This is a genomic window from Streptomyces sp. TLI_105 (genome assembly GCF_900105415.1).
Taxonomy (GTDB): Bacteria; Actinomycetota; Actinomycetes; order Streptomycetales; family Streptomycetaceae; genus Streptomyces.
On sequence record NZ_FNSM01000001.1, the window covers coordinates 7,110,611 to 7,127,414 of the forward strand.

Below are 16,804 nucleotides of genomic sequence, written 5' to 3' on the forward strand. Positions count from 1 at the left end.
GCTGTCACTGTAGGCCGGTAGAGTGACGGACCGTGACAGCGCGACCCTTGAACGAACTGGTGGAGCCCGGCTGGGCGGAGGCCCTGAGCCCCGTCGCGGGACGTGTCGCCGCGATGGGCGACTTCCTGCGGGCGGAGATCGCCGCGGGCCGGACGTACCTGCCCTCCGGGCAGAACGTGCTGCGGGCCTTCCAGCAGCCCTTCGACGAGGTGCGGGTCCTGATCGTGGGTCAGGATCCCTATCCCACACCGGGAATGGCGATGGGGCTCAGCTTCTCGGTCGCGCCCGAGGTCCGTTCGCTCCCCGGGAGCCTGGAGAACATCTTCCGGGAGCTGCACACCGACCTCGGTCTGCCCCGGCCGTCGAACGGCGACCTGACGCCGTGGACCCGGCAGGGCGTCCTGCTGCTCAACAGGGCGCTGACCACGGCCCCGCGCAAGCCTGCCGCCCACCGGGGCAAGGGCTGGGAAGAGGTGACCGAGCAGGCCATCCGCGCGCTGGCCGCCCGGGGCAAGCCCCTGGTGTCGATCCTGTGGGGCCGCGACGCCCGCAACGCCCGCCCGCTCCTCGGCGACCTGCCGGCGATCGAGTCCGCGCACCCGTCCCCGATGTCGGCGGACCGGGGCTTCTTCGGCTCCCGTCCGTTCAGCCGGGCGAACGAGATGCTCATCGGCATGGGCGCCGAGCCGGTGGACTGGCGCCTGCCCTGAGCCCGGCGGGGCGCCGGCGGACCGGCGCCCCGAGCGGGCGGGTCAGACCCGCTTGAAGTAGAACTTCTGGTTGGGCTGGTAGGTGCAGTCCCACAGTCGCGCCGGGGCGCCGTTGTCGGTCCGCCAGTCGGCGATCTCCAGGCACTTGCTGGAGGCGTAGTTGAAGTCGGGGTAGATCATGCCCGAGTTGCCGTACCAGGTCTGGTTGGCGCCGTAGTGGCAGCTCCACTGGTCGGCCACGGCGCCGTTGTAGGTGCCCCAGTCGCGGAGCTCCAGGCACTTGCCGCTGTTCAGGTTGATGTACCAGTACGGGCCGGTCGAGGATCCGGGGGCGTAGTACCGCGCCCACTTCTGGTTGTCGCCGCCGGTGCAGTCCCACTGGCGGACGGCCGCGCCGTCGTTCCTGCTCCAGTCGGCGACCTCCAGGCACTTGCCGGAGGTGTGCAGGGGCTGGAGCTGGAAGACACCGTCCAGGACGAGGTCCTGGGCCTGGGCGGGCGCGGCCGTGAGGCCGAAGATCATGCCGATGGTGGCCGCGAGCACGAGCAGGCCGCGGCGGGCGTGGGAGAGCGGGCTGAGCTTCATGGTCCTCTGCAATCAGGAAGGCCCCGGCCGACGGCCGGGAGAGCGGGCCCATGATCGCATGTCCGTGCGAACGAACTTCCCTGCCCGCGCGGGCACTTGGGGCAATCCGGCGGAACCCGAGGTTCCGTCAGATCGCGGCCGCCCGCACGCACAGCACGTCCGGCAGGTGCTCCGCCAGGAGCTGCCAGCTGTCCCCGTCGTCGGCGCTCGCGTACACCTCGCCGTTCCGGTTGCCGAAGTAGACGCCCGCCGGGTCCGCGTCGTCCGTGCACAGCGCGTCCCGCAGCACCGTGCCGTAGTGGTCGCCCTCGGGCAGTCCCCGGCTCAGCGGCTCCCAGGTCCCGCCCGCGTCCGTCGTGCGGTAGACGCGGCAGCGGCGCCCCGCCGGGACCCGGTCGGAGTCCGCGGTGATCGGGAAGACGTAGGCGGTGTCGGGGCGGTGCGGGTGCGCGGCGACCGCGAAGCCGAAGTCGGAGGGGAGTCCCGAGCCGATGTCGGTCCAGCTCGCGCCCGCGTCGTCGCTGCGGAAGACCCCCCAGTGGTTCTGGAGGTAGAGCCGGTCCTTGTCGCCCGCGTCCTGGGCGATCTTGTGGACGCACTGCCCGAACTCGGGGTTCGGGTCGGGCAGGAAGACGGCGGACACCCCGTGGTTGGAGGGCGCCCACGCGGCCCCGCCGTCCCGCGAGCGGAACACCCCCGCCGTCGACACCGCGACCGTCAGCGCGTCCGGGTCGCGCGGGTCGGTGACGACGGTGTGCACGGCCTCGCCGCCCCCGCCGGGCACCCACTTCGAGCGGGTCGGGTGCTCCCAGAGCGGGCGGACGAGCTCGAAGGACTCGCCGCCGTCCGCCGACCGGAAGAGCGCGGCCGGCTCGGTCCCCGCGTACACGACGTCGGGGGAGTGCTCCGGTGCCGGGTGCAGCTGCCAGACCCGCTCCAGGGAGGCGCCCGTGTCCTCGGGGAACTTCACCGCGGGGCGGGCCGGTTCGGTCCAGGTCCTGCCGAGGTCGTCGGAGTGGAAGACGGAGGGCCCCCAGTGCGCGCTGTCCCCGCCGGCGAGCAGGCGCGGGGTCGGCCGCCGGGTGTCGATGGCGACCGAGTACACCGCCTGCGCGGGGAAGCCGGGATCGTCGAACTCCCATCGTCCGTCGCGCCTCCGGCCGATGAAGAGGCCCTTGCGGGTGCCTACGGTGAGGAGCACGTCGGGCATGGCTGCCACCTCCAGGACGCCGTTGTCACTGATACGGGCCAGTCTGCACCCGGCCACTGACAACGACCCCCGGAGACACTCCCGGCCCGGCCGCCGGGGTCAGATCGCCCAGGCGTACTGCGGCGGGGCGGAGATCCGTGCGCCCAGCTCACGGGCGGCGCGGCGCGGCCAGGAGGCGTCGCGCAGCAGCTCGCGGCCGAGGAGGACCGCGTCGGCCTCGCCGTTGGCGAGGATCTTCTCGGCCTGCTCGCTCTCGGTGATCAGGCCGACGGCGGCGACGGGCAGCCCGGTCTCGGCCTTGACGCGGGCGGCGAAGGGCACCTGGTAGCCGGGGCCCACCGGGATCTCGGCCGGTCCGCCGTTGCCGCCGCTGGAGACGTCGAGGAGGTCGACGCCGTGCTCGCGCAGCAGGGCGGCGAAGCGCACGGTCTCGTCGACCGTCCAGCCGTGCTCCTCCAGCCAGTCGGTGGCGGAGATCCGGAAGAGGAGGGGCAGTTCCTCGGGCCAGACGGCGCGCACGGCGTCGACGACCTCCAGGGCGAGGCGGGTGCGGTTCTCGAAGGAGCCGCCGTAGGCGTCCGTGCGGTGGTTGCTGTGCGGGGAGAGGAACTCGCCGATGAGGTAGCCGTGGGCTCCGTGCACCTCCAGGACCTCGAACCCGGCCGCCAGGGCGCGTCGGGCCGCGTCCGCGAACTGTCCGGTGATCTCCCGGACGCGCTCCACGGTCAGCTCGGTCGGCACGGGGTGGCCCTCGGCGAACTCGACCGGGCTGGGGCCGACGGGCTGCCAGCCCTCGCCGGGCTCGACCGGACCGCGCCCCACCCAGGGGCGGTCGGTGGAGGCCTTGCGTCCGGCGTGTCCGATCTGGATGCCGGGCACGGTGCCGTGCTCCTTGAGGAATCCGGAGATGCGCCGCAGCCCCTCGATCTGGGTGTCGTTCCAGAGGCCGAGGTCGGCCGGGCTGATGCGGCCCTCGGGGGAGACGGCGGTCGCCTCCACGAGGATCAGTCCGGCGCCGCCGGTGGCGCGGGCCGCGTAGTGGGCGAAGTGCCAGTCGCCGGCGACGCCCGCGTTCGGGCCGCTCGTCTCCGCCGAGTACTGGCACATGGGCGCCATCCAGACCCGGTTGGGCACGGTCAGGGAACGCAGGGTGTACGGCTCGAACAGCGCGACGCTCATGACGGACTCCGTTTCGGGGTGCCTCGAAGATGCTCGTACGATACTCATCGTAGTACGGCACCTGTCAAACTACGAGGACCCTCGTACAATGGGGCGCATCCCGGATGAAGTGGAGCCGCCGCCATGACGACCACCACCAGCCCGCGCGTCCTCGAACACCCCACGCGCGACCAGATCCGCCTCGAAGAGGTGCTGCACGCCCTCTCGGACGCCGTGCGCCTGCGGATCGTGCGGGACCTGGCGCGCGAGGAGACCGAACTCAGCTGCTCGTACTTCGACCTCCCGGTCACCAAGTCCACGACCACGCACCACTTCCGGGTGCTCCGCGAGAGCGGCGTCATCCAGCAGATGTACCGGGGCACGACCAAGCTCAACTGCCTGCGCAGGAGCGACCTCGACGCCCTCTTCCCCGGCCTCCTCGACTCCGTCCTGGCCGCCGCCGGCGCCCAGGCGGGACGCGAGGAGGAGACCGCTTGACCGCCGGCGCCCGGTCGGGACGCGAGGAGGGGGCCGGCTGACGGCCGGCCCCCTCCTCGCGTCCCGCCGCGCCTACAAGGAGCGCATCCGGTCGATCTCCGAAGTCTGCTGGGCGATCACGTCGTTCGCCATCTCCTCCACGAGGACGTTGTTCCCCTCGCTCAGCACCTCGGCGGCCATCGTCACGGCCCCTTCGTGGTGCGCGATCATCAGCTTCAGGAAGAGCTCGTCGAAGGCCCTGCCCTTCGCGGCCCGCAACTCCTTCAGCTGGGCCTCGGTCGCCATGCCCGGCATCGAGTGGTGATCGTGGACGCCCTGCTCGCGCGGACCACCGTTGTTTTTCAGCCAACCTTCCATCGCGTCGATCTCCGGCCGCTGCGCCGCCGCGATCCGCTCGGCCACCTTCTTCACCTGGGGCGAGGACGCCCGTCCCGGGACCAGCGCCGTCATCGTCAGGGCCTGCCGGTGGTGCACGGTCATCATCTGCACGTAGCGGAAGTCCGCGCCGTTCGGGCTCTCGTCGGGGAGCAGCCGCGCGGCCTCCTCGGGGGATATCCGCCGGGCCGGCTCCCCGGGCTTCCCCGGTGCCACCACCGCGGGGCCGGTCGAGGCCCCGGCCTGCGGCGCGCCCTGGGCGGGGGCCGACTCGCAGGCGCTCAGGGCGAGTACGGCGACGACGGACAGGGCCGCGGCGACGACGGCACGCTGACGGCGGATCAACAACGCGACCTCCAGGGGTTCTTGCGGGGACAGTGACCGTTCCTAGCACTTTTCTCGGGGGGACCGATCAAAAACCTTCATTACGGCTGTGTTGCCATCTGTTGAGATGTGCACGCCACGGAAGATACTGCCGGGGTGCAACACCCGTTCAAAGCTGAACGGATACCAGGGAGGACGGAGTGACTTCGTTGCGTACCCCGCGTACCACGTCCGACACGCGTGACCCGCGTGCCCGGTTCAGACGCCTGGGTGTGGCATCCGCCGCAGCCGGGCTGCTGGCCACACTGCTCGCGGCAGGCCCCGCGGCCGCCACCCCCGACCCCGGAGACGCCGGCCCCGCACAGGGCACGATCTCCTCGCAGCAGGCCGCCGAGGCGCGCTCCGCCATCCAGAGCGGCGAGATACCCGGCGTGGACGAGATCGTCCACAGCCAGAACATCGAGCACCTCGCCAACGTCCCCAAGGACGCCCTCAAGGGCCTCAACTCGGACCTCGCCTTCCAGGGCAAGTACGCCTTCGCGGGCAACTACGACGGCTTCCGGATCTTCGACATCAGCGACCCGAAGGCCCCGAAGACCGTCGCGCAGGTCCTCTGCCCGGGCTCCCAGAACGACGTCTCCGTCTCCGGGAACCTGCTCTTCCTCTCCACCGACTCCTCCCGGAGCGACAACTCGTGCGCCAGCACGACGCAGCCCGCCTCGGTCAAGGAGTCCTGGGAGGGCATGAAGATCTTCGACATCAGCGACATCGCCAACCCGAAGTACGTCGCCGCCGTCGAGACCAACTGCGGTTCCCACACCCACACGATCCTGCCCAAGGGCAAGAACGTGTACATCTACGTCTCCTCCTACTCGCCCAACGTCGCCTTCCCGGACTGCCAGCCCCCGCACGACGGCATCTCCGTCATCAAGGTGCCCCGCAAGACGCCCGAGCAGGCGGCGGTCGTCAACTTCCCCGTCCTCTTCCCGGGCGAGGGCCCGGACGGCGGCGGCAACCCGGGCGCGCCCACCAACCCGGGCGTCTCCAAGACCACCGGCTGCCACGACATCACCGTGCTTCCTTCGGAGAACCTCGCGGCCGGCGCCTGCATGGGTGACGGCATCCTCTTCGACATCAAGGACCCCGAGCACCCGCGGGTCATCGACCAGGTCCAGGACAACGTCAACTTCGCGTTCTGGCACTCCGCGACCTTCAACCAGAAGGCGAACAAGGTCGTCTTCACCGACGAGCTGGGCGGCGGCGGCGCCGCCACCTGCAACGCCCAGGTCGGCCCCAACCGGGGCGCCGACGGCATCTACGACATCGTCGGCAAGGGCGACAAGCGCAAGCTGGTCTTCCGCAGCTACTTCAAGATCCCGCGCCACCAGGCCGACACCGAGAACTGCGTCGCCCACAACGGCTCGCTGATCCCGGTCAAGGGCAAGGACCTCATGGTCCAGGCCTGGTACCAGGGCGGCGTCTCCGTCTGGGACTTCACCGACTCCTCCGCCCCGAAGGAGATCGCCTACTTCGAGCGCGGCCCGCTGTCCGCCACCACCATGTCGACGGGCGGTTCCTGGTCCGCGTACTACTACAACGGCCACATCTACTCGAACGACATCGCGAAGGGCTTCGACGTGCTGAAGCTCTCCGACCGCCGTACGGACCCGGCGAAGCGGATCCGGATGGACCAGCTCAACGTCCAGACCCAGCCGGACTACTTCGACCTCGACGACTGACCACGGTCGTGACGGCCGGCTGACGACCCGAGCGCCGGCGTGCCGCCGGGCGGACCCCCGCCCGGCGGCACGCCCGCCTCCCAGTCCAGTCCGTACCGCTGGAACAGCTCCGCCCGCAGGCGTGCCAGCGGCATCGGAGCCCCCGGCAGCAACACCGCCACCACCGAGCCCATCAGCAGGGCGCGCAGCAGCGGATAGTCCGTGTCCACGTCCGTGGAGCCGTACCGCGCGACCGTGTCCCGCAGCAGGAAGGCCAGGCGCTGCTGCTCCTGGCACTGCACGAACCCCTCGGCCTGCAGGATGCCCGCCATGTGGGTCCGCATCAGCGTGGGCCGGCTCACCGCCAGCCCCAGGATCGCGTCGATCGCGCGGGCCAGCCGCTCGCGGCCGTCCTCCGTGCGCGGCTCCCGCTCCAGCGCCTCCTCCAGGGTGAGGTGCATCAGCCGGTGCACCGCCGCCTGGAGCAGCTGCCGCTTGCCGGGGAAGTAGTACGAGATCAGCCCCCGCGCCGTACCGGCCCGCTCCGCGATGTCGCCGAGCGTGGTCGCCTCGTAGCCATGGGCGTCGATCAGCTCCACGGTGGCCTGGAGAATCCGCTCGCGCGACCGGCGCCGAAGCTCTTCATTGACCGATGGGCTACGCGGGGACATGCTGGACTCCTGCGTTGACTGGCTGCCGGCCAATATACTCGGCGCATCCCGTCGGCATGCCCGTGTGGCATACCGCCGGGGATGCCGTCTGTTCTGGGCGACACGGGGGATCGTCCAGAACAGACGGCTTCATCGTCTTTCTCCCATTCTGCTCCCGCCGCTCTCCGCACCGCCGCCGTCGTCTCCGGGGGAGCGGTGTGCCGCTCCGCGCCGCTCGTTCCACCGGTACGTGAGCACCGCCGCGGCCACCCAGCACCAGCCGATCAGCCAGCCCTCCACGACGTCCGAGGGCCAGTGCACGCCCAGGTAGACCCGCGTCCAGCCCACCCCGAGCACCGAGACGACGGCCGCGCCCGCCAGGGTGCCCCAGCCGCGCCACTCGTCCCGCCAGTGCAGGGCGAGCATCCACAGCAGCAGCCCGCAGGTGACCGTCGCCGTCATCGCGTGGCCCGACGGGAAGGCGGCGTACCGCGCCGAGTCGAGGGGCTCGGCCCAGTACGGCCGCTCCCGTCCCACCAGCGCCTTGACGGCCTGCTGGGAGCCGGCGGCCAGCAGGCTCGTCCCCGCCACCCACAGGGCCGCCCGGCGCTCCCCCCGCCACCACAGCACCACCGTGGCGGCCGCGGCCAGGGCACGCATCGTCCACGGGTCCCACACCCAGTCCGTCAGGATGCGGTTGACCTGGGTGAAGCCGGGATGGGCGAGGGCGCTGCGGTGGAGCGCCTCGGCGACCGAACGGTCGAAGGAGAGCAGCGGCGACCATCCCACCGTGACGAGCACGAGCAGGACCAGGGCCAGGACTCCGGAGACCACGGCGGAGGAGCGCATGCGCCGATCCTGCCCGACGATCCGCCCCGCACGGCCCTCCGCACGGCCCGTGCGCGTCGCCGCCGGGACCCCGTCCGCCGTGCGCGCCGTCACCGGCCGCTATCCCAGCGCGCTGAGCGCCGGGACGAAGGCCACGAGCACGGGGACCACGGGCACCAGGGACGCGGCCGCCGTCAGCCGGAGCCGGCGCCCGGCGGTGAGGCGGGGGGTCGCGGTGAGCAGCCGGTTCACCCGCTGCGGCAGATCGGCGTCGTGCGCCGGGCCGGGGCCGAAGACGCCCCGGTCCTCGTTGAGTTCGACCAGTGCGAGCGCGATCGTCAGCCGCCCGAAGCGGCGCGAGGCCACGTCGTCGGCGGCCAGCTCCACCAGGCGGTGCATCTCCTCGCGGAAGGCCGCGAAGACCGGGATCCCCGGGAACCCGGCGGCCAGCGCCGCCGAGGAGTGCAGCAGCCAGTCGTGCCGCGCCCGGGCGTGGCCCTGCTCGTGCGCCAGGACCGCGTCCAGCTGACGCCCCTTCAACCGCCGCAGCGCCGCCGTCGTGATGACCAGCTGGGGTGCGGAGCCGGCCATCCACCAGGCGTCCGCCCGCTCGCCCTCCAGGACGACGAGCCGCTCGCTGCCCGGGCGCTCCCCGGGCAGCAGGGGCGAGCGGACGAGCAGGTCGCAGCGGCGTCGGCGGCGCCGGGCGCGGGCCCGGCCGATCTCCCGGCCCAGCATCGCCCCCGACCAGAGGCCGCCGGCCGCCAGCACCACCGCGAGCACCGCCGACCAGGGCCCGGACGTCCCGAGTTCGTACGCGTCGACCACCGCGCGCGGCGCGCCCGCGAAGACCTGCCCCCGCACGGCCTTCCACGCCGCGGACGCGCTGAACGTCATGGAGAGCGCGAAGCTGACCAGCACCGCGGCCACCACGCACTGCCACACCCACAGGGCCACCACGGGTTCTCGCTCCACCCAGTCGGCTCGGGACAGCAGCCGGGGGGCCGCGACGGCGGCCAGGACGCCGAGCAGGAACAGCGCGAGGGAGACCCACATGGGCGTCAGCCTATGAGCGCGGTACTCGCCGGGGGTATGGGCACGGACGGCAAGTGACGTACGCCACGGTTTGGTTGGCCGGAAGCCGCTGCCGCCGGGCCGGATCCCGTGAGGTCCTCAGGGAGTCTCACAGGGTCACCAGCATCGCGAGCATCGCGAGCGCCATCGAGAGCCGGCAGGCATGTGCCAGCTCCGGCCGGGTCGCCCAGGCGCGCCCCCCGCCGCCGGAGGTCGTCCGGGCCGCGCCCGTACCGCTCCCGGAAGTCGTCCGGACCGCGCCCGTACCGCTCCCGGCGGTCGTCCGGGCCGCGCCCGTACCGCTCCCGGCGGTCGCCGCCACCGGCACGAGCCGGGCCCCCGAGCGGAGCACGTACGCCACGTAATAGAGGAGGAGCCCGCCCGTGAGCACGGGTATGCCGCCCGCCGTCCCCGCCGCGTGCCCCGCGTGCGCCCCCGCCGCGCCGGGCGCCGCCATCGCCACCGCCATGTAGACCATGGCGAGCGAGCCCACCAGGTGGTGCAGATGGTGACCACCGTGCCGGACCGCCAGGAGGCCGTGCAGCGTCGCCGCGCCGAACACCGCCGCGTACAGCGTCCAGCCCCACTCCGGCGGGGTCAGGACCGCGGCCGGCAGCGCCATGGCCGCCATCCCGAACCCCATCACCGCCTCGCCGACCGCGGCCCGCCGCTCCTCGCCGTCGCAGACGCGCGTCCGCAGCAGGCAGTACACGCCCGTCGCCGCGCACAGCGCGACCAGCAACCACCCGGACAGAGCCGGTCCGTGCACGGCACACCTCCCCCTCGATGCCGTCCCCTCCAGGGAGGAATGCCCGCCTCCCCGGCGCCGCACGCGGGCGCACGGGCGCGCACGGGTGTACGAGGGGAGCGAAAGAGGCGCGCGTTAGGCTCGGGACGATCGCGCACGCCGATCGTCAGCGCCCGAGGGGAGCCCCGTTACATGGACACCGCCACGTCCCAGGAGACCGGCCGGATCAGCTACCGCGAAGCGGTCCTCGACGACGTCCCGGCACTCGTCCCGCTCGTGGAGTCGGCCTACCGGGGCGACGCCAGCCGGGGCGGCTGGACGACGGAGGCGGACATCCTCCAGGGGCAGCGCACCGACCCCGAGGGCGTGGCCGCCGTCATCACCACCCCCGGCAGCCGGCTGCTGGTCGTGGAGCGGGACGGCGAGCTGGTCGCCTGCTGTCAGCTGGAGCACCGCGGCGAGGCCGCCTACTTCGGCATGTTCGCGGTCCGCCCGGAGCTGCAGGGCGCGGGTCTGGGCAAGCAGATCATCGCGGAGGCCGAGCGCCGGGTGCGTGAGCTGTGGGACGTGCGGGAGATGCACATGACGGTGATCTCCGTCCGTGAGGAGCTGATCGCCTGGTACGAGCGGCGCGGCTACCGGCGCACGGGCCGGATGACCCCCTTCCCCTACGGCGACGAGCGCTTCGGGCTGCCCCAGCGGGACGACCTGGAGTTCGAGCTGCTGATCAAGCCGCTGAGCTGATCCCTCCGGCGGAAGGGTGGCTTCAACCCTGGCGGACAGGAAAAACTTCTGTCGTCAGGGGGGTCTCGCAGGATAATTTCTCTTGCCTCCCCTTGTGGGAACGAAGCGTCAATGGTTACGTTGTCTTGACGCAAGGTTCTCCTGTGGAGGAAGAGGCATGACGGAAATTCTTGTGCAGGACGTGACCGGTGGGGGGATATCCACCGAATCCCGTGTGATCGACCACCCGGCCTGGGCCGAGCTCAAGAATGCCGTGGAGGAGATCCGTCCCTGGCAGTCCACGGACGGCTCCATCGACTTCGACGCCGAGGGCGCCCCCGCCCGCGCGCTCGTCGAGCTGACCGTGGGCCGCCTGGTCGCGGCCGTCGAGCAGCTCTCCCCGCTCGTCCCGCACGACGGCGCCTACCACCGCGCCCTCGTCGCGGACCTGCGCAAGTGGGTCGAGAGCGGCTTCACCGTCCCGGACTTCCTGGACTCCCTCATGGAGTTCCACCCGGCCGCCGGCCGCGCCGACGGGCTCCAGCACCTCGTGCTCTTCCCGATGTACACGCAGAACGGCAACCTGGACCGCAACTTCGAGGCCGTCGTGCTCCGCATGGTCTGGCCGGAGTGGCTCTCCGAGCTGGAGCGCACCCGCTACGACAACCCGGGCTTCTGCGGCATCACCTTCGAGGACTTCACCGCCGGGTACGACACCAACTCGGCCGTCCTCTTCCCGGAGACCGTCGCCGTCCGCGAGGTGCCGGAGCGCTTCACCTGGGGCGGCATCTTCTGTGACCGCGAGGCCGCGCGCTTCCGCAAGGTCACCGAGGCCGCGGTCGACACCCTCGGCGTGAAGCTGCCCGAGGACATCGCCGTCATGCTCGGCGACCAGAACCGCTGCCAGCAGGCCTTCGCGCTCTGGGACCTGGTCCACGACCGCGCCCACAGCCGCGGCGACCTGCCCTTCGACCCCTTCATGATCAAGCAGCGCCAGCCGTTCTGGATGTACGGCCTGGAGGAGCTCCGCTGCGACCTCACCGCCTTCAAGGAGGCCGTGAAGCTGGAGGCCGAGGGCAACGGGCACGGCCGTGACGTGCAGTACGCCGTCCTCTTCGACCGGATGTTCCGCTTCCCGCTCACCGGCGACCGCGTCCGCAACTACGACGGTCTGGGCGGCCAGCTCCTCTTCGCGTACCTCCACAAGAACGACGTGGTGCGCTGGACGGACAACGTCCTCACGATCGACTGGGACCGCGCCCCCGAGGTCACCAACCGCCTCTGCTCCGAGATCGAGACCCTCTACCGCGAGGGCATCGACCGCCCGAAGCTGGTCCACTGGTTCAAGGCGTACGAGTTCGTCTCCACCTACCTCGCCCCGCACCCGGGATCGAAGTGGGCCAAGGGTCCCGACGCCCTCGACCTCTCCCTGCCGCCCCGCAAGCTCGTCGACGACGTGCTTCCGGACGAGTTTCCGCTCAGCATGTTCTTTGAGGCCCTCGCCAAGAAGCTGAAGGGCGTGATCGCCGACACCAAGGGGATCACCGCCGCCGACGTCCCGAGCACCGAGCGGGCCGCCGCGTGAGCGACCTCACCGAGAGCACCGAGGAGGCGTCGCCCATGATCGCCAACGGAAACGGCGGGCCGCTCGACGGCGCCGTCATCGCGGTCGCAGGCGCGGCCGGTCCCGCCGGCCGCGCGACGCTGCTGCGTCTCGCCGAGGCGGGCGCCACGGTCGTCGCCTCCGACGCCGACCCGGCGCGCCTCGCGGAGGCCGTCGACGCCGCCCGCTACGCGCACGGCGGGGCCAAGGTCGTCGGCGACACGGTCGACCTCCTCGACCTGGACGCCACGCGCGACTGGGCGGCGAAGACCGAGAAGGAGTTCGGCCGGATCGACGGCCTGGTCCACCTCGTCGGCGGCTGGCGCGGCGCGCCCTCCTTCGCCGAGACCGACCTCGCGGACTGGGACTTCCTGGAGAAGCTCCTGATCCGCACCGTCCAGCACACCTCGCTCGCCTTCCACGACGGGCTGCTGCGGGCCGGCGGTCGCGGCCGGTACGCCCTGATCAGCCAGTCCGGCGCGTCCAAGCCGGTCGCCAACAACGCCGCGTACAACGCCGGCAAGGCGGCCGCCGAGGCCTGGACCCTCGCCATGGCCGACTCGTTCCGCAAGCTGGGGGGCGACGAGGGCCCCCAGGCGGCGGCTGCCATCCTGGTGATCAAGGCATTGGTGCACGACGCGATGCGCGCCGAACGCCCCAACGCGAAGTTCGCGGGCTTCACCGACGTCAAGGACCTGGCCGAGGAGATCGCCGGGCTCTGGGACAAGCCCGCCCAGGAAGTGAATGGACAGCGTCTGTGGCTGACCCCCAAGCCGTGACCGCGGCACTCGGCCCCAGGACCGACGCACGTCGTCACCACGACCCGTCGGTCCGGGGCTTCGCCAGCGACAACTACGCCGGCGCCCACCCCGAGGTCCTCGCGGCCCTCGCCCTCGCCAACGGCGGCCACCAGGTCGCCTACGGCGAGGACCAGTACACCGAGCACCTCCAGCGGATCATGCACAGCCACTTCGGCCCCACCGCCGAAGCCTTCCCGGTCTTCAACGGGACCGGGGCGAACGTGACGGCCCTCCAGGCGCTCACCGACCGCTGGGGCGCCGTGATCTGCGCCGAGACCGCCCACATCAACGTGGACGAGGGCGGCGCGCCGGAGCGGATGGGCGGCCTCAAGCTGCTCACCGTCCCGACCCCGGACGGCAAGCTCACCCCCGAGCTGATCGACCGGCAGGCCTGGGGCTGGGAGGACGAGCACCGGGCGATGCCCCAGGTCGTCTCGATCACCCAGAACACGGAGCTCGGCACCGTCTACACGGTGGAGGAGATCCGCGCGATCGTGGAGCACGCCCACGCCAAGGGCATGAAGGTGCACCTCGACGGGGCCCGGATAGCCAACGCGGCCGCCTCGCTGGACGTGCCCATGCGCGCGTTCACCAACGCGGTGGGCGTGGACGTGATCTCGTACGGCGGCACGAAGAACGGCATGCTCTTCGGCGAGGCCGTCGTGGTGCTCAACCCCGACGCGGTCAGCCACATGAAGCACCTGCGCAAGATGTCCATGCAGCTCGCCTCGAAGATGCGCTTCGTGTCGGTGCAGCTGGAGGCCCTCCTCTCGAAGGACCTGTGGCTGCGCAACGCCCGCCACGCCAACGCGATGGCCCAGCGCCTCGCCGCCGGCGTGCGCGAGCTCGACGGGGTGGAGATCCTCTACCCGGTGCAGGCCAACGCGGTCTTCGCCCGCCTCCCGCACGAGGTGAGCCGGCGCCTGCAGGAACGCTTCCGCTTCTACTTCTGGGACGAGGCCGCCGGCGATGTCCGCTGGATGTGCGCCTTCGACACCACGGAGGACGACGTGGACGCCTTCCTCCAGGCGCTGAAGGAAGAGCTGGCTCGCTAGCCTTCAGTGCATGAATATACGGCCGGACGGAAAGTCATTGACTCCGTCCGGCCGTCTTCATAGGGTCATCCCGCATGGAACTCATCCAGCAGAACCCTGACATCGACGCGTACCTCGCGGCGAGCGAGTCCGTCGACCATGAGCACCCGCTCGTCAGGGCAGTGTCCGACCGCCTCGCCGACGATCACCCCGACGCATACTCATACGCCGAAGCGGCCTTCGTGTACGTCCGCGACACCATCCCGCACTCCATGGACTCCGGCGATCCCCGCGTCACCCGGCGCGCCTCCGACGTCCTGGAGCAGCGCACCGGCATCTGCTACGCCAAGTCCTTCGCGTACGCCGCGCTCCTGCGGGCCCGTGGCATCCCCGCCGCCCTCTGCTACCAGCGGCTCACCGAGGACGACGGCTCGGACCCGGTGATCCACGGCCTGGTCGCCGTCCTGCTGCCCGGCGAGAGCGCCTGGGCCCGCCAGGACGCGCGGGGGAACAAGCCGGGCGTCGACGCCCGCTTCTCGCTGGGGGAGGAGCGGCTGGCCTGGCCCGTACGGCCCGAGCTCGGCGAAGTGGACTACCCGGAGCTGTACGCCGAGCCGCACCCGGCCGTCCTGGGCGCCCTGAAGGCCGCCCCGGACCGCACGTACCTCGACCGGACGCTGCCCACGGAGCTCTGACCTCCGGAGGCGCCGGGGAGAAACGGTTCCGTCAGCCGGCTTCCTTGACCTGGGCCGGCGTCGGAGCCGTACCGCCGAGGTGCGCGGGCACCCACCAGGTGTCGCCCGCGTCCTTGGGGCGGACCGGGTAGGCGCGCTGCGCGGCCTCCAGGAGCTCCTGGACGCGCTCGCGCAGCCGCCGCGTGATCGCGCCCGCGTACTGGTCGGCGGGGGCCTCGACCGGCTCCCCGACCCGGATGGTCACCGGGATGTGGCTCCGCTTGAAGTTCCGCGGCCGGCCCTTCGTCCACAGCCGCTGGGTGCCCCACAGCGCCATCGGGATCAGCGGGACGCCCGCCTCCTGCGCCAGGCGCGCCGCGCCCGTCTTGAAGCCCTTCAGCGTGAAGGACTGCGAGATGGTCGCCTCGGGGAAGACGCCGATGATCTCGCCGGCCCGCAGCGACTCCAGGGCGTGCTTGTAGGCGTGCTCGCCCTGGGCGCGGTCCACCGGGATGTGCTTCATGCCGCGCATGAGCGGTCCCGAGATCTTGTGCTTGAAGACCGAGTCCTTCGCCATGAAGCGCACCAGGCGCTTCTGGGGGAGGGCCGCGAGGCCGGTGAAGATGAAGTCCAGATAGCTGATGTGGTTGCTCACGAGCACCGCCCCGCCGGTGCGCGGGATGTTTTCCGAACCCTGCGTGTCGATCTTCAGGTCGAGCGCCTTGAACATGGTCAGAGCGGCGCCGATGACCGGTCGATAGACGAGTTCTGCCATCGGAGAGGAACCTCTTCTTCACGTGCCAGGAGCGGGTTCTCCCGGCGAAGTTACGCGGCCGTAGGTTTTCGGCTTTGGGCAGATCGTGCCCCATGTGGGGCCCCGTGACCAGTCCAGACGGCTTCGTACGGGGAGATTCTCGTCACTCGCGGTGGTCGTGGCGGGAATCGATCGGCCCCGTGCGACGCTGCACCTGGGGAACGGGAGAGCGAAGGGGAGTGGGATGACCGAGGTCCTGGGGCCGGAGGCGCTCGGCGCCGCACTGGGGGAGAGGGCCACCCTCGTCCAGTTCTCGACGGCCTTCTGCCAGCCCTGCCGCGCCACCCGCCGCACCCTCGCCGAGGTCGCCGCCATGGTGCCGGGCGTGGGACACGTGGAGATCGACGCCGAGGAGCGCCTCGACCTCGTGCGCGAGCTCGGCATCGCCCGCACCCCCACCGTCCTCGTCCTCGACGCCGCCGGGCGCGTCGTCCGCAGGGCCGCCGGACAGCCCCGCAGGGCGGACGTCATCGCCGCTCTCGGCCGGGCCGTCTGACGCCGTGACACTTCTCCCACATCCCGGTACGCACTTGACTGCACCGTCCACCGATCGTCACCCTGACGGAGTGCCCATAGAACTCCTTCTCTACGGCCGGGCCCACGTGGACCTGGCCCGCAACGCGAGCGCGCGCTGTCCGGGTGTCTGACCACCCCAGGACCCCTCTCATGACGCCCTCGCAGAAGGACAACTCCATGACGGTTTCGCCGGACCTCCAACTCGGTGTCGTTCCCACGATCGGCGCACCCCGACAGGCATCCCCCGATCTGCTCCGCTCGGTCTTCCGCCGGCACGCGGCAGGCGTCGCGGTCATCACCGCGCACGGCGAGCGGCCCGTCGGCTTCACCGCCACCTCGCTCAACTCCGTCGCCGCCGAACCCCCGCTGATCTCCTTCGGGGTGGGCACGGGTTCCTCCAGCTGGCCCGTGGTCTCCGAGGCCGAGTTCATCGGCGTCCACATACTCGGCGAGCACCAGCAGGAGCTCGCGGCCACCTTCGCGCGCAGCGGCGCCGACCGCTTCGGCGAGGGAACCCGCTGGAGCGTCGGCCCCGAGGGCGTGCCGGTCCTCGACGGCGTCCTCGCCTGGCTGGTCTGCCGGGTGGTGGCCCGCGTGCCCGCCGGGGACCACCGGATCGTCATCGCGCAGGCGGTCGCCGGGGACCCGGACGGGGCGGGCCGGCCGCTGCTCTACCACCACGGCCGCTTCAACGCGCTGCGCGACTGAGGGTTCCCGTGCGCGCCGCTCTCCGCGCGTTGGCAAGGTCACATGCCTGAGCGC

The 16,804-nt window shown here is 71.6% G+C and carries 19 protein-coding genes; 10 read left to right on the forward strand and 9 right to left on the reverse strand.

What is annotated here, in order from left to right; all coding sequences use genetic code 11:
- The first annotated feature begins 32 nt into the window (after positions 1 to 32).
- Positions 33 to 710: a uracil-DNA glycosylase gene (locus BLW86_RS32525; protein ID WP_093877334.1), complete on the forward strand. Its 678-nt coding sequence runs from the start codon at positions 33 to 35 to the stop codon at positions 708 to 710.
- Positions 711 to 752: 42 nt separating this feature from the next.
- On the opposite strand, the gene BLW86_RS32530 is transcribed toward BLW86_RS32525, so the two are convergent.
- The 3 genes from BLW86_RS32530 to BLW86_RS32540 all read right to left on the reverse strand — a co-directional run bounded on the left by BLW86_RS32530 (position 753) and on the right by BLW86_RS32540 (position 3,684).
- Positions 753 to 1,295, reverse strand: coding sequence for an RICIN domain-containing protein (locus tag BLW86_RS32530; RefSeq protein ID WP_093877335.1), 543 nt, complete (start codon positions 1,293 to 1,295; stop codon positions 753 to 755).
- Between the two features lie 127 nt (positions 1,296 to 1,422).
- Positions 1,423 to 2,505: a WD40/YVTN/BNR-like repeat-containing protein gene (locus tag BLW86_RS32535; RefSeq protein ID WP_093877336.1), complete on the reverse strand. Its 1,083-nt coding sequence runs from the start codon at positions 2,503 to 2,505 to the stop codon at positions 1,423 to 1,425.
- 99 nt (positions 2,506 to 2,604) lie between these two features.
- On the reverse strand, positions 2,605 to 3,684 hold the full coding sequence (locus tag BLW86_RS32540) for an NADH:flavin oxidoreductase/NADH oxidase (protein WP_093877337.1): 1,080 nt from the start codon (positions 3,682 to 3,684) through the stop codon (positions 2,605 to 2,607).
- A 123-nt stretch (positions 3,685 to 3,807) separates the two neighbouring features.
- Here BLW86_RS32540 and BLW86_RS32545 point away from each other — a divergent pair, with 123 nt between their 5' ends.
- Positions 3,808 to 4,161 carry an ArsR/SmtB family transcription factor gene (locus BLW86_RS32545; RefSeq protein WP_093877338.1) on the forward strand — a complete coding sequence of 118 codons (354 nt, stop codon included), beginning with the start codon at positions 3,808 to 3,810 and terminating at the stop codon, positions 4,159 to 4,161.
- Positions 4,162 to 4,233: 72 nt separating this feature from the next.
- On the opposite strand, the gene BLW86_RS32550 is transcribed toward BLW86_RS32545, so the two are convergent.
- The gene (locus BLW86_RS32550; RefSeq protein ID WP_371129631.1) at positions 4,234 to 4,881 is read right to left on the reverse strand and encodes a DUF305 domain-containing protein; all 648 of its coding nucleotides are present in this window, start codon (positions 4,879 to 4,881) and stop codon (positions 4,234 to 4,236) included.
- A 179-nt stretch (positions 4,882 to 5,060) separates the two neighbouring features.
- Here BLW86_RS32550 and BLW86_RS32555 point away from each other — a divergent pair, with 179 nt between their 5' ends.
- The gene (locus BLW86_RS32555) at positions 5,061 to 6,599 is read left to right on the forward strand and encodes an LVIVD repeat-containing protein (RefSeq protein WP_093877340.1); all 1,539 of its coding nucleotides are present in this window, start codon (positions 5,061 to 5,063) and stop codon (positions 6,597 to 6,599) included.
- Here the strand turns inward: BLW86_RS32555 and BLW86_RS32560 are convergent.
- From BLW86_RS32560 to BLW86_RS32575, 4 genes are all read right to left on the reverse strand, one after another.
- On the reverse strand, positions 6,578 to 7,249 hold the full coding sequence (locus BLW86_RS32560) for a TetR/AcrR family transcriptional regulator (protein ID WP_093877341.1): 672 nt from the start codon (positions 7,247 to 7,249) through the stop codon (positions 6,578 to 6,580). The two genes, BLW86_RS32555 and BLW86_RS32560, sit on opposite strands and share 22 nt — an antisense overlap.
- A 129-nt stretch (positions 7,250 to 7,378) precedes the next feature.
- Positions 7,379 to 8,077, reverse strand: a complete 699-nt coding sequence (locus BLW86_RS32565; protein WP_093877342.1) for a phosphatase PAP2 family protein — start codon at positions 8,075 to 8,077, stop codon at positions 7,379 to 7,381.
- A gap of 99 nt (positions 8,078 to 8,176) precedes the next feature.
- Positions 8,177 to 9,112, reverse strand: coding sequence for a M56 family metallopeptidase (locus BLW86_RS32570; RefSeq protein WP_093877343.1), 936 nt, complete (start codon positions 9,110 to 9,112; stop codon positions 8,177 to 8,179).
- 127 nt (positions 9,113 to 9,239) lie between these two features.
- A complete protein-coding gene (locus tag BLW86_RS32575; RefSeq protein WP_093877344.1) occupies positions 9,240 to 9,899 on the reverse strand; it encodes a DUF5134 domain-containing protein in 660 nt (219 codons plus the stop codon).
- Between the two features lie 171 nt (positions 9,900 to 10,070).
- On the opposite strand from BLW86_RS32575, the gene BLW86_RS32580 reads away from it, so the two are divergent.
- The 5 genes from BLW86_RS32580 to BLW86_RS32600 all read left to right on the forward strand — a co-directional run bounded on the left by BLW86_RS32580 (position 10,071) and on the right by BLW86_RS32600 (position 14,733).
- A complete protein-coding gene (locus BLW86_RS32580) occupies positions 10,071 to 10,622 on the forward strand; it encodes a GNAT family N-acetyltransferase (RefSeq protein WP_093877345.1) in 552 nt (183 codons plus the stop codon).
- A 157-nt stretch (positions 10,623 to 10,779) separates the two neighbouring features.
- Positions 10,780 to 12,186, forward strand: coding sequence for a DUF6421 family protein (locus tag BLW86_RS32585; protein WP_093877346.1), 1,407 nt, complete (start codon positions 10,780 to 10,782; stop codon positions 12,184 to 12,186).
- A gap of 35 nt (positions 12,187 to 12,221) precedes the next feature.
- Entirely contained in the window at positions 12,222 to 12,983 is a 762-nt protein-coding gene (locus BLW86_RS32590) for an SDR family NAD(P)-dependent oxidoreductase (RefSeq protein WP_093878988.1), read from the forward strand.
- Positions 12,980 to 14,059 (forward strand): threonine aldolase family protein, encoded by a 1,080-nt coding sequence (locus BLW86_RS32595; protein WP_093877347.1) that lies wholly within the window; start codon positions 12,980 to 12,982, stop codon positions 14,057 to 14,059. The genes BLW86_RS32590 and BLW86_RS32595 overlap by 4 nt, the downstream gene beginning before the upstream one ends.
- A gap of 74 nt (positions 14,060 to 14,133) precedes the next feature.
- Positions 14,134 to 14,733, forward strand: coding sequence for a transglutaminase-like domain-containing protein (locus tag BLW86_RS32600; protein ID WP_093877348.1), 600 nt, complete (start codon positions 14,134 to 14,136; stop codon positions 14,731 to 14,733).
- Positions 14,734 to 14,764: 31 nt separating this feature from the next.
- Here BLW86_RS32600 and BLW86_RS32605 read toward each other — a convergent pair whose 3' ends face one another.
- Positions 14,765 to 15,487, reverse strand: coding sequence for a lysophospholipid acyltransferase family protein (locus BLW86_RS32605; RefSeq protein ID WP_093877349.1), 723 nt, complete (start codon positions 15,485 to 15,487; stop codon positions 14,765 to 14,767).
- A gap of 223 nt (positions 15,488 to 15,710) precedes the next feature.
- Here BLW86_RS32605 and BLW86_RS32610 point away from each other — a divergent pair, with 223 nt between their 5' ends.
- Positions 15,711 to 16,022, forward strand: a complete 312-nt coding sequence (locus BLW86_RS32610) for a TlpA family protein disulfide reductase (RefSeq protein ID WP_030686007.1) — start codon at positions 15,711 to 15,713, stop codon at positions 16,020 to 16,022.
- A gap of 197 nt (positions 16,023 to 16,219) precedes the next feature.
- Positions 16,220 to 16,750: a flavin reductase family protein gene (locus BLW86_RS32615; protein WP_093878989.1), complete on the forward strand. Its 531-nt coding sequence runs from the start codon at positions 16,220 to 16,222 to the stop codon at positions 16,748 to 16,750.
- Positions 16,751 to 16,804: the final 54 nt, after the last annotated feature.